Raw genomic sequence first — 13,627 nt, 5'->3', positions numbered from 1 at the left:
GCGCCTCGCCGGCGCCGCCGATCCGGCGCCGCCGGAGTATCAGGTCAAGGCCGCGTTTCTCTATCAGTTCGTCAAGTTCGTCGAGTGGCCTTCTCAGGCCTTCCGGTCCGGTCACAACCAGGTGGTCATCGGCGTGCTGGGCGAAGGCCCGATGGGGCGCGCGCTGGCTGCCGTCCAGGGCAAGACGGCGAAGGGTCGGGTGGTGGCGGTTGAACGATACAAGACGGTGGCAGAGCTGGACTACTGCCATGTGTTGTTTATCAGTTCGTCTATGGATGATCAGCTTCCGGCCATCCTCAAGCGGATGAAGGGGTGGAGTGCGCTGACGGTCGGTGACGTAGAAGGGTCGGCCCGTCGCGGCGTGATGATCAACTTCATCACCGTCGAAGACACGATCCGCTTCGAGGTCAACATGGAGGCGGCCAAACGCGCGAACCTGAGGATCGGCTCGGAACTGCTCGGTCTGGCCCAGGCTGTTCACGGGGTACCGTAGGATGCACTCGCTTCGCGATGTCCCGATCCGACAGAAGCTGGCGCGCATCGTCCAGCTCGCCCTGACCGTCGCGTTAGGGGTGGGTACCGTGGTCCTGTTGGTGGTGGAATTCCGGATGTACCGGTCGGTCATGACGAACGAGATGCGCAGCATGGCCGACGTGATCGGGATGAACAGCAGGGCGGCGCTGGCCTTCCGGGATCCGGCCGCCGGCGAGCGGACGCTGGCAGCCCTCGCCGCAGACCCGCGGATCACGGCCGCGCGCCTTTACACACAAGAGGGGCAACTCTTCGCTACCTACCGTCGCAACGACATCAATCCGGATCTGATTCCCACTATCCCCCCACCTGACGGCTTATCCCTCCGGATGAGGAACCTGACCTTTGCCCAGCCGATTCGTCTGGATGACGAGCGCATCGGCACGATCTACCTCCAGTTCGACATGGCCCCATTGTACGATTTCCTCCTGAAACATGCGCTCGTTGTGATTGCGGTGCTGGGGCTCGCCTCCTTCGCGGCCCTGGTCCTGTCATCCCGACTCCAGGGTATGATCTCCGGACCGGTCGTGCATCTGGCGCAGATGGTCAAGGCCGTGACGGAAAAAGACGACTACTCGGTCCGCGCGAGCAAGTCCGGCGAGGACGAACTGGGCCTGCTCACCGACGGATTCAACGAGATGCTGGCCCGGATCCAGAAGCGGGATGCGGCGCTCCAGCAGGCGCGTGATGAGCTCGAAGACCGGGTCAACCTTCGCACGCAAGAGTTGCAACTCGAGGTCGCCGAGCGCAAATACGCTGAAGCCTCTTTGAAAGCAAGCGAAGAAAAATACCGAACACTTGTCGAGGCCTCTCAGGATGCCATCTTCATCAATCACAACAATCGGATCGTGTACGTGAATCCCGCTACAGTCACACTGCTTGGCGCGGAGCGGCCTGAACAGATTCTCAACCGATCTCCGTTTGACTTTGTTCATCCCCACGCTCATGAAACGGTTCGAAAGCGGATAAAGCGCCTACTCGAGGAAGGGACACCGGTCCCCTTGCTGGAAGAGCAATATGTACGGCTCGATGGCACCGTCATCGATGTCGAGGTCGCGGCAACCCCATTGTTCTACAAAGGCGAACAGGCCATTCAAGTCGTAGTACGAGATATCACCGAGCGGAGGCGGGCTCAAGAGGCGCTCAGAAAGCTCTCCGGCGCCGTCGAGCAGGCCGCCTATAGCGTGGTGATCACCGATCGAGAAGGCGTCATCGAGTATGTCAACCCCGGCTTTGAGCAACTCACCGGCTACTCGCGGGATGAGGCGATCGGTCGCACGCCACGGCTCGTCAAGTCGGGCCGGCATCCGGCCGAGTACTATGAGCAGCTCTGGCAGACACTGCTGTCCGGAGAGGTCTTTCGTGGCGTGTTCGTCAACAAAAAGAAGGACGGGACCCTGTTCTTTGATGAGGAGGTCATCACGCCGCTGCGGGACAGCCAGGGCGCGATCACGCATTTCATATCGGTCGGGATCGACGTGACCGAGCGCAAGCGAGCGGAGGCGGACCTGGCGCTTGCCCATTCCGAGATGGCTCGACTGTACGAGCAAACGAAAGAAGATGCCGCCCGGTGGGAGGCCCTCTTTACGCTCAGCCGGCTGCTGAACCGGTCGCTGGTGCTTGAGGACGTCTTTGAGACGTTTGCCCAGGCGGTCAGATCGTACATCGCATATGACCGCCTGGGGGTCATCGTCGCGGAGGGAGGCCGGCCCAGAACGATCTATGCGTCAGTCCCCGACCCATCGCTGGTAGCAAGCCAAGGGAAGATCTTCCCGAGCGCAGAGGAGACCGGGATCGACTGGGTCCTGACCCACAAACAGCCCCGGCTCGTGCAAGATCTGTCAAAGGAGGCCCGCTTCAGAGACGATCTGTATATGGCGGAGGAAGGAATTCGGGCAACCATCGAGCTCCCGTTGCTTGTCGCGGGGGACGCGGTGGGGGTCTTCTTCCTCGACAGTCGAACGCCGGGGATCTACTCGACGCGCGATATCGATCGCGTCTTGCCGTTGGCCGATCAGTTGGCCCTCGCTATGAAACATGACCGCCTCTTCTCCTCATTGCAGCGCCAGACTGATGCGCTGCGGCTGGAGGTCCAGGAGCGCACAAGGGCGGAGGCGGAGGCGCGCCGCTCGCAGGCGCAACTGCGCGCCCTGGCCGCTCATCTGGAATCGGTGCGCGAGGATGAACGGACCCAGGTCGCCCGACATATTCACGATGAGCTGGGACAACTGCTGACGGGTATCAAGATCGACCTGTCGTGGGTGACCGGGCGGCTGCCCGGCGATCACGACGCATTGCAGGCGAAGCTCCGGTCGATGGGGACGTTGATCGACACGACGATCCAGTCGGTGCGCCGGATCTCCAGCGAGTTGCGGCCCAGTCTCCTGGATGACCTGGGACTTGTTGCAGCCATTGAGTGGCAGGTGAAGGAGTTTCAGTCGCGTACAGGTATCGGCACACACCTGACCGCGGAGCCCTGCCGGCTCGAACTGGATCGCGAGTGCTCCACGGCCGTCTTCCGCATCCTGCAAGAAGCGCTGACCAATGTGGCCCGCCATGCCCAGGCGACCGCTGTTCATGTCACGCTGAAAGCGGATACCGAACGGATCACCCTGGAGGTGATCGATAACGGCCGGGGTATTACCCCGCAAGCCATGGCCGACCGGCGCGCCCTTGGGTTGCTCGGCATGCGGGAGCGGGCGCTGCTGCTGGGCGGGGAGACCGCGATCACGGGTCAGCCGGGTCAGGGCACAACGGTCGTGGTGGTGATCCCGCTGAAGCAGCCGCCCAACGATCGGCCCGATCGGCCCGCGCCTTACGCCTAACGTCTCCCCCTCACGCCCTACCCCCTTCACGCCTGAGGCCTTACACCCGCCAATACCCTTCCACCGATACGGTACCAGTGGGCTCTCCTGCACGCGATGATGGGGGCCGCATTCACCGGGACCCCGGTGTCAGACCAGCCAAGCGACTCCGACGGGACAACATCCTACATCACAATCAGCATTTGTCCGATTTTCCGGCGGCCGTTAGAAAGCCATACTTTGAGTAAAGAATGCGCGCGCCGACCAGGATCGAAGGCGATGACGCAGGGAAGCGCCCTGCAACTCAACAGAAGGAGGAATCACGATGTCTCTATTGGAAAAAGCGCCACAGGCCACAGTGACCAGACGGGACCTCATCACGCGGGGGCTCCTCGCGTTGGGCGCGCTGGTGATCGCCAAGGAGAGCGTCTCGGTGCAAGCCCCGGCGGCATCGGCGCCGCGCCCTCGGCGGGCGCCCATGGACAGGGCGAAACCGGCACGCTGGCGGACCCGCGTGCGGATCATCGAACCATAACCTGCATCCACCGATAGAGCATCGGTGAATCGCTGAAAAGGAGAACAACGATGTTGTGGCTGCCAAAGAATGCATCGAAGGCCCGCCTGCGAGAGGCGGAACACGCCCGACGGAATCGGGCAGAGATCGTCGCCGCCCGCTCTGCCGGCCAGGTATCGCGGCGAGAGCTGTTCAAAATGGGTGTCTTTACGGCAGGGGGGATGCTGGCGGTGAAAAACGGCCTGAGCCCCTTTGCCAAGAGCGCATTCGCCGAGGTCCCGACCGGCACGCCGCCCAGCCCCTACCCCCGGCTGAGCGATGTGCCGTTCACGGTGCCGATGATGCAGCCCCACACCCTGACGCGGCAGCCCTTGAGACAGGTACGGGGCTTCTCCCGCGGCGAAATCGACCTGCTCTGGCCACGAGGCGCCTTCGCCGTTGCGCCTCAATCTCGGCAACGCGGGCAACGCGTCAACCGGGACGAACTGCTCTTCACGCGGCGCATCGCCCGGGACGAGATGCGATCGATGCGGCGGTCCAACACGACCCCCATCACCCATACGTGCAATCTCGTCGACGGCGTCAAGAGGCGCGATTGGCCGTCGCCGGGTCTGCAGGGACCGCGGGAGGGACGCCCGCCGGGAGAGGCATTCGCGCACCAGCGGTGGTACGAGATGATGCGATCCTCCAGGCTCAATCGCCAGGGGACCTACCCCTTCGACCCGGTGGGCGTGATCATCTCCTATGGGCAGATCTACACCGGCTTCAAGTACAAACTTGATTCCGACTGGGAGGTGCAGGGGCCGAATGCGATCTGGACCATGGGCGAGGGGCGGTTCTGCCGGGGGGGCGATTGGCTCGCGAAAGACGAGAAAGACATCGCAAGCGGACTCGGCGACTACGCCTTTCCCGCCCTCCTGCAGTGTCGATACGGCGAATCGGTCATCCTGCGTCATTACAATAACCTGCCGTTTGACCCGGCGGACAACGGCGGCTACGGGCGCAATGAACCGACCACCCACAACCACAACGGCCACAACGGCGCCGAGAGCGACGGCGCCGCCAACGCCCACTTCTTCCCGGGGCAGTATTACGACTACCAGTTTTCTCTGATGATGGCCCGGCACGATGCCGGCCTGAAAGACTCCCTGGGTCGGGACCTGGACACGCTGATCGGGGTGAGAAGGGGCGATCCGCGCTGCTCCACACCAACCGATAACGGCGACATCATCCTGGTGCCGGGCGACTTCCGCGAGATTCAGGGGACCTTGTGGTTCCACGACCACCGGATCGCCTTTACGTCCGAGAATGTGTACAAAGGGTATGCCGGGCTGTTGGAGTATTTCAGCGGCCCCGATCGCGGCTACGAGCGGCCGGGCCTGACGGCGGCCGCCGATGCGGTCAACCTCCGGCTCCCGAGCGGCTGGCGCAACGGGCGGACCTGGGGCAACCGCGATTTCGACATCTACTTCCTGGTCCAGGACGTCGCCTGCTCGCCCGACGGCCAGCAGTTCTTCGACATCGTCGACACCGACGGCTTCCTGGGCGACATGATCCACGTCAACTACCAGTGGAAGCCGTACCTCGATGTCCTGCCGCGCAAATACCGCTTCCGGATCCTCTCGGCGGGGATGTCGCGATGGATCCAGTTGGCCATCGCCGACAGCCTCGATCCCAACACGGCGCAACCCGTCCTGTTGACGCAGATCGCCAACGACGGCAACATGTTCCCCCGCTTCGAGCGCAACCTGCCGCAACTGGACCAGCAGGGGACGGCCGAGCGGTACGATATCATCGTCGACTTCTCTGCGTTCCCCGTCGGAAAGAAGCTCTACCTCGTGAACCTGCTGGAGTTCTCCAACGGCCGTAAGCCGGACGATACCCTGACGATCGGCCAGGCGCTGTCGGGCAACTCCGACGATCCCGCCGTCGGCGCCATCATGGAGTTCCGTGTCGTGGGCAGCGTGCCCAGCGTCGATGCGCCGGGTACCATGAATACGATTGCCAATGCCTGCGGCGCCAACGATCTGAGCCGGGTGGTCGATCCGGACGATCTCGGGCCTTCATCCTGGCTGATCCCGACGGTCGCGCCCGTCAGAACGCGCGAAATCGAGCTGGTGCGGGGCGGGGCTGACGATGCCGGCCTGCCGTTCGACTACCCCGAGTTCGCCCCGGACGGCGTTACGCCCCTCGACGAACCGTGGGCAATCAAGGTCAATGGCGGGGCTGCGCACCTGGCCGACATGCGGCGGGTCTCGAACCTGCCGAGACCGGGCGATATCGAGCATTGGACCTTAAAGTCCGGCGGCGGCTGGGGTCACCCGCTGCACCTGCACTTCGAAGAGGCCATCACCCTCAATCGGAACGGCCAAACCGATGCTGCCTCGATTCATCCGACGGAGCTGTTGAAGCGCAAGGATGTCTGGCATATCGGCGGGGTCGCCGGCGGCTTCCGCAGCGACCCCGAGATCCAGGTCACGTTCGGCGAGTTCGGCGGGGCGTATGTCAACCACTGTCATAACACGGTCCATGAGGACAGCGCCATGCTGCTGCGATACGACCTGATCCGGGGCAGCAGCAACGCCGGGATCGACGACGTCCACATCACGGTCCTGCCGACGCCCGATCCGCGGCCCACAGGGGTCACCTACACCGACTCGTGCTATCTGACGGAAGGCAATCCCCAGGGCTTCGACACCGGCGTTCCCGAGTGCTCTGACCCTGTCGGGCCTGGGTCGTTGGCCGGCCCGCAAGGCGTGCCGCCTGAGGGCTATATAGACCTGCCGGAGTCCACGGACCCGCGCACGTTCTAGTAGGGCAGGGTATTTGAGCAACCAACGCCCATGGGTCGCGCAACAGGCGCGGCCCATGGGCGATTACCTGGAGCCAATCATGAGACGACATTGCGGCGAACATCCTCAGCCTACGTCATTGCGAGGGAGCGTAGCGACCGCCCCTTATTGTCATTGCGAGGAGCCGGAGGCGACGAAGCAATCTCACAGTGCAAGAACGGTGGGATTGCCGCGCTCCCTTCGGTCGCTCGCAATGACGAGCTTGGTTATGGTCTTGCTGATTCTATGGTCATCCGGCGCCGCCTCGGCTGCGCCGCAGGGCTCGCGCTGGGGGGCGGGCTATTTCCCCAACGTGTCCCTGGTGACCCATGAAGGGCAGACGGTTCAGCTTTACGATGACCTGATCAAGGACAAGAAGGTCCTGATCAACTTCATCTATGCCACTTGTGACAAGGCCTGCCCGCTGGCGACGGCGAAGCTGCTGCAGGTGCAAAAGCGGCTGGGATCACGCGTGGGCCAGGATATCTTCATGTACTCCATCACGTTGGACCCGGAGCATGACAGCCCCGAGGTCCTGAAGAAGTATGCCGAACGGTACCGGGTCGGGCCTGGCTGGCTGTTTTTAACCGGCACGCGGGACGCTATCGATCAGGTCCGCTACAAGTTCGGCGAGCGGGGCGAGAAGGAGAGTCATACCAATTTCGTTCGGGTCGGCGACGGGGCAAAGGGCCAGTGGATGCGGCTGACGCTGACCGGCAACATCGACCTGATGGTCGGCGAAATCGGCAGGATGCTGGACCCTGCCAGGTATTATGCCGGGCGACCGGCAAAGAGCTTTGCGGACGCCCCGAAACGGGAGATCACGGTGGAGCAGCGGCTGCTGCTGAATGGACAGTTGGTGTTCCGGAATCAGTGCGCCATCTGCCACACCCTGGGCAAGGGCAGCGGCATGGGGCCCGATCTGGCAGGCGTGACGAGCCGCCGGGAGCGCGACTGGCTGGCCCGCTATCTGCTGGCCCCAGACCGGCTGCGGGCGGACGGCGATCCCATCGCAACGGAGCTTGCCGCGAAGTACCCCAGCTTCCCGATGCCCAACGTAGGGCTGACCCACGAGCAGGTGAGCGATCTGCTCGACTATCTGGCGGCGCATGATGCCGCCCGTCAAGGCGCACAGAGAACCGACTCCTCACCCGCGCCCTCTCCCGCAAGGGGAGAGGGGAAATAATTAAGGCCTCCTCTCCCCCTTATGGGGGAGAGGATGGAGGTGAGGGGGTGCGAGGTTCGGCGTCAAGGGGCGCAGCGAACCCGAGAATAGAAAGTGGAATGTGTCATTGCGAGCGCAGCGAAGCAATCCAACCGTTCTTTGCCCCCGGTTCTTCAAGCGCGCGAGGACAGAACGGTGAGATTGCCGCGCACCCTTCGGGTGCTCGCAATGACGGATGAATGGCGGGGGAATGAAGAGGAGGACATGTTATGGTACCCAAGAAAGGGCCCCTCACCAAAAAACTACTAGCGATTGCCCTCATCTCGACACTCCTGCCGTACGGGCCGGCGTCGACGTCTGCCGCGACGCCATCCGAGACTGCTGCCCTCTTGGCGCAGTTCCCGGTCATCGTGCCGCCCGACTTCGTGCCCTTGAGTCAGATCCCGGTCCCTGAACCCTCCAACATCTTCGACTTCGTCAAGAACAAAGACGCTGCCATCCGGCTGGGGAAGGCCTTCTTCTGGGACATGCAGGTGGGAAGCGACGGAGTCCAGGCTTGCGCCACGTGTCACCATAGCGCCGGCATCGACAAACGGATGAAGAACACCCTCAACCCTGGCGCAAAGGCGGGCGATACCGTGTTCGGCAACAATCCCCTCACGGGGTTGATCGATTTTCCAGGATTCGGCCCGAATTACACCCTGCAACCCGGCGACTTCCCATTCCACCAGCGTGGGGCGCCGGCCGACCTTCAGTCCTCGCCCATCCTGCGCCATACCAATGATGTCGTGGGGTCGCAGGGGGTCCGTCGCGCCGACTTCGTGGGCATCACCCCCGGATCAGCCGTTGACGACATGACCCCCGTGGCCGACCCGATCTTTCACGTGGGCGGCGTCAACACGCGGCGGGTGACGGGGCGGAATACCCCCTCCATGATCAACGCGATCTTCAACTTCAATAACTTCTGGGACGGCAGGGCCTACCACAGCTTCAACGGCGCCAATCCGTTCGGCCCGGCCGACCTGAATGCGGGGGTCTGGTTCAATGATCCGGGTGGCCTGGTGAAACGTCCGGTTGAGTTCGATTTTGCGAGCCTCGCCTCGCAGGCCGTCGGACCGCCGATGGATGATACCGAGATGTCGGCTGCGGGTCGCACCTTCCCTGAACTGGGGCGGAAGCTGTTGAGTCTGAGCCTGACCCCGTTGGGGAGGCAGCTCGTCCACCCCGGCGACAGCAGGCTCGGCCTCTTCTCACGGGCCAGCCGGCTGCCGGATGGGCGGATTCAGGCCGTTAATGGGCTCGTGACCTCCTACGAGCAGATGATCAAGGACGCCTTTGTGGACAATCTCTGGAATTCTGCCGCACCGGTCACGATCAGAACCCGCGGGGTGGACGTCGCGTTCACGCAGATGGAGGCCAACTTCGCCTTCTTCTGGGGGCTGGCGGTCCAGCTTTACATGGCGACCCTGGTCTCGGACCAGACCCCCTTCGACCGTTTCCTGGGCGGCAACAGGGCCGCGCTGACCGAGGAGCAGCAGCTCGGGTTCGCCCTCTTCAGCGGGATCGCCAACTGCGGCCTCTGTCACGGCGGCACCGAGATGACCAACGCCTCGGTCACGGCCGGCGCGTTCCTGGACAATCAGGAACATGCCCTGATCGAGCTGATGTTCGTGGCGGACGGCAGGCAGGTCATCTATGATAACGGGTTCAACAATACCGCCGTTACCCCTACAACGGATGATATTGGCCGTGGAGGGACGGCGCCCTTTATCAACTTCAACAATGGGCTACCGTTTCCGCTGTCGTTCTCGGCCCTGGCCGAGCAGCAGGAGCTGGGCCAGCTCCCCTTCGAGACCCCGATCCTGCCGCTGTTCATCCCCGTCGATTTCCCCGTGAACAAGGACGGCCTGTTCAAGGTTCCTGGGCTGCGCAACGTGGAGTTGACCGCTCCCTACTTCCACAACGGGAGTGTCATGACCCTGGAGGAGGTGGTCGACTTCTACGTCCGCGGCGGCAACTTCCCGCAGGACAATATTCACGACCTTGACCCTCTGATCGGGCAGGGCATTTCGCTCATGCAGGGGAATGAAACGATGCATGCCGCCCTGGTCGCGTTCATGATGGCGCTGACCGACGAGCGGGTCAGAAACCAGTCGGCCCCCTTCGACCATCCGGAGCTCCTGGTCCCGATACCGAACGACGAAGGCACCGATCTCCTGATGCGGATCGCGGCGACGGACCTCAATGGGGCGCCCGCTCAGACCCTGCTCACCCTTAATCCGGTCACGACGCCGACCCACAACAGCAGCCAGACGATCTCCGGTACTGTGGAGGCGGGTCTGGCGGATCCGGTGGTGTCGGTCGATACCGCAGCCGTCGTGGGTCCTGTGACGGTCGTCGGCGCCGACTGGAGCGCGCAGATCACCGGGCTGGTCGCAGGACCGAACGTCATCACGGTAAGCGTCACCGACAACTCCGGCCCGCAGCCGACTCAGACGACGCTGACGGCGGCCATCACCTTTGTGCCCGATACCGCCCCGGTAGCCGCGAATGACAGCGCGACAACCAATATGAACACGGCCGCCGTCATCAATGTGCTGGCCAACGACGCCGATGCCCAGGGGAACATCGTCCCCTCTTCGGTGGCCGTCGGGACAGGTCCGGCCCATGGCACGGCCGTCGTGAACCCCACAACGGGCGCGGTGACCTACACGCCGGCCCTCAACTACTTCGGCCCGGACAGCTTGACCTACACGGTCGGGGATGCCGCCGGCAACACCTCCAACGTCGCAACGGTGAACCTGACCGTCAACGGAGTCATTGACACCATCACCGTCACGCGGGCCCTCTACATGCGGCGGGTAGGGCAGTGGATTATTCAGGGCGCGACTTCGGCCCCCGGAAGCAGCTTGACCTTCTATACCGGTCCCAATGCCACAGGGTCCGTGATCGGCTCTGCGGTCGCACGCACGCGCGGTCGAACCGTCTTCAGATTCATCTACAGGAATAGGAATGGTGTGGCCCCCGATGCGAGCAATACGATCAGTGTTCGATCCTCTCCGAACGGAACGGTGGTCTCGAACATCCCCGTCACGGTCAGGTAGTCACCGTAGAACGGATGCTGCCCCCAGGCGACAACACACCGCCATGGGGGCAGCATCCTCCGCGATTTTTTCTGGTTCGAACAAAAAACGGGTGTAACATAGGTATTATGCAGCTCAGGCAGGGATCGCCCGTGACCCGTTTCATCATCATCCTCGCGCTCGTTCTCTCGGCGCTGCCCCCCATCGCTCTCTGGCCCGGCAAGGTCGAAGCGCAATCGCCTCAAATCACACCTAAAGAGGGCCGGGCGGCCCGGACGGGCGTATCGCCGCCAACACGTTTCATTCGTCCTCCTGCGGTAGCGCCGACACCCGGTGAGATCGGCCCACCGCGGGAGATCCCGATCCAACCGTTCCGTTCCGTCCCACGGCCGAAGCAGAAGCCGGCCGCCCCGCTCTCTCAGGCTGAAGGCATCACAGGAACCCCGGCGCTCCCCACACCCAATATCCCTGCTCCAACCACGACCTTTGAAGGGCTCAGCAATGCCGATAATATCGCCGTTCATGGCGGCGCCGTGCTCCCCCCGGATCCTAACGGCGACGTCGGTCCGAATCACTATGTGCAGAGCGTCAATCTGCTGTTTCGGGTCTTTCAGAAGAACGGCGCCCCCGTGACCGCCCCGCTCAAGTTGAGCAGCCTGTTTGCCGGCGCCCCGACAAGCCCCTGCGCCACCCGGGACGACGGCGATCCGATTGTCCTGTACGACCACCTCGCCGACCGCTGGCTCATCAGTCAATTTGCCCGCGTGGCCCCTATCTCACATCAGTGCATCGCGATCTCGCAAACGGGCGACCCGTCAGGCAGTTATTTCGTCTATGACTTCGCTATGCTCAATACGAAGGACATCGACTATCCAAAGTTTGGTGTCTGGCCCGATGCCTACTACATGACGGACAACCAGTTCAACGCTCTCGGCTTTGCCGGCGCCGGGGCGTTCGCCTTCGACAGGACGAAGATGCTGGCAGGTGATCCGACGGCCTCGTTCATCTATTTCGACCTGGCGGAGCGCGATCCGACCATCGGCGGCATGCTGCCCGCCGATCTGGACGGCCCTCTGCCGCCTGCGGGGGCGCCGGGTCTCTTTGCCTATTTCACGGCGGATGAGTTCTTTGATCCGGAGGGAGACGCCCTGAGGATCTTCGAGTTTCATGCCGATTTTGGCAACCCGGCAAACTCCAGTTTCATCGAACAGAGCCCGGTCGTCGTCGCACTTTTCGACCCCAACCTCTGTGGATTCCTTCGAAATTGCATCCCGCAGCCGGGCACCGCCGTAGGACTTGATGCGATCTCTGACCGGCTGATGCACCGGCTCCAGTATCGCAACTTCGGCTCCCATGAGACGCTCGTCGTCAACCATACCGTCGATGCGGACGGCACGAATCATGCCGGCGTCCGTTACTATGAGCTCCATCGTACGAGTGCCGGTCCGGGCTTTGGTGAATGGTCGATCCATGAGCAGGCAACCTTTGCACCCGATGCCGTGCACCGATGGATGGGAAGCGCCGCGCTGGATCAGCAGGGCAATCTGGCGGTCGGGTTCAGCGCGTCCGACAATGCGACCTTCCCGTCGATCCGCTACGCGGGCCGCCTGGCCTCCGATCCCCCTGGGGGGCTCTTTCAGGGCGAGGCGACCTTACGAGTCGGCGCCGGATCACAGACCGATCCCAGTAGCCGCTGGGGCGATTACAGCATGTTGGCTGTGGACCCGTCAGACGGCTGCACCTTCTGGTACACAAACAGTTACTACGCGGCGACCAGCTCGAGCGGCTGGCAGACCCGGATCGGGAGCTTCGCGTTCCCATCCTGTCTCGAACAGGGTGAGGCCGATCTCTCGGTGACCAAGTCGGCCTCCGCAGACCCGGTAGGCGTACGGTCACCTTTGACCTACACCCTGACCGCGACCAACTTGGGGCCTGATCCGGCGACCGGCGTGACACTGACCGATACGCTGCCTGCCGGTGTCGGCCTCGTCGCCGTCACGACCGGCAACGGCGCCTGTAGCGTCGCAACCGGCACGGTGACCTGCCTGCTCGGAGTCCTGGCGAGCGGGGCGAGCGCGATCGTCACTATCAGGGTGACCACACCGGCCTCTCCAGGCACGATCGTGAATACAGCGAGCATCTCGGCCCAACAGACCGATCCCGATCCGGCGAACAACTCGGTCAGCCTGACGACCTCTGTGCTCGGCGCCGAGCTGACCGGGGCATTCAACCCCGGCAGCCTGATTCGCCGCTGCAATCGAACAGGTCTGGTGTGTACGCTGTCCGGTGCCTTTACGCTCCAGAACCAGGGGCTTGTCGGCGTACGTTCGCTCAGTGTGCGCACGGCCCAGGTCCAACTCTACCTCTCCGATGATGGCATCTTGTCGCCGGCAAGCGATCGACTGCTCCGAGCGGCGCGTATGCCCATTCCTGCGCCAGGACAGGCACGAGCGATCGCATTTCGAGTCCGTACCGGCCCCAGCCTCACCGGACAATTTCTGATTGCGGCGATCGACCCCGGCAACGTCGTACCCGAGACGAACAAGACGGATAACCTCGTCATCTTCGGCCCGTTGCCGTAGCAGCCGTCTCGTCATTCCCCAATCCCCCCCTTTACTCCTTGATACAACAAGTGGATACGGCATCATGTCGGGGTGTGGACGGTGGTGTGCGACGCGTCGTCGCCGGCAGGCGAAGCA

The 13,627-nt window shown here is 63.1% G+C and carries 7 protein-coding genes; all 7 read left to right on the top strand.

The genetic code is table 11. The features are described 5' to 3' along the window. On the top strand, positions 1-493 hold a 493-nt coding region (locus tag C3F12_10315), incomplete at its 5' end, for a DUF4154 domain-containing protein (protein PWB45367.1). Between the two features lies 1 nt (position 494). Next, complete coding sequence (locus C3F12_10310) at positions 495-3,356, top strand: hypothetical protein (GenBank protein ID PWB45366.1); 2,862 nt, start codon at positions 495-497, stop codon at positions 3,354-3,356. Positions 3,357-3,660: 304 nt separating this feature from the next. After that, positions 3,661-3,870: a hypothetical protein gene (locus C3F12_10305; protein ID PWB45365.1), complete on the top strand. Its 210-nt coding sequence runs from the start codon at positions 3,661-3,663 to the stop codon at positions 3,868-3,870. Positions 3,871-3,920: 50 nt separating this feature from the next. Then, positions 3,921-6,662 carry a copper oxidase gene (locus C3F12_10300; protein PWB45364.1) on the top strand — a complete coding sequence of 914 codons (2,742 nt, stop codon included), beginning with the start codon at positions 3,921-3,923 and terminating at the stop codon, positions 6,660-6,662. Positions 6,663-6,717: 55 nt separating this feature from the next. Then, positions 6,718-7,866 (top strand): electron transporter SenC, encoded by a 1,149-nt coding sequence (locus C3F12_10295; protein ID PWB45363.1) that lies wholly within the window; start codon positions 6,718-6,720, stop codon positions 7,864-7,866. Positions 7,867-8,114: 248 nt separating this feature from the next. Then, positions 8,115-10,949, top strand: coding sequence for a hypothetical protein (locus tag C3F12_10290; protein ID PWB45362.1), 2,835 nt, complete (start codon positions 8,115-8,117; stop codon positions 10,947-10,949). A gap of 14 nt (positions 10,950-10,963) precedes the next feature. After that, positions 10,964-13,510: a hypothetical protein gene (locus C3F12_10285; GenBank protein PWB45361.1), complete on the top strand. Its 2,547-nt coding sequence runs from the start codon at positions 10,964-10,966 to the stop codon at positions 13,508-13,510. Positions 13,511-13,627 lie beyond the last annotated feature (117 nt).

Source organism: Candidatus Methylomirabilota bacterium, assembly GCA_003104975.1.
Taxonomy (GTDB): domain Bacteria; phylum Methylomirabilota; class Methylomirabilia; order Methylomirabilales; family Methylomirabilaceae; genus Methylomirabilis.
Note: the sequence above shows the minus strand (reverse complement) of the source record. Positions and strands in the feature narration are given on the sequence as shown.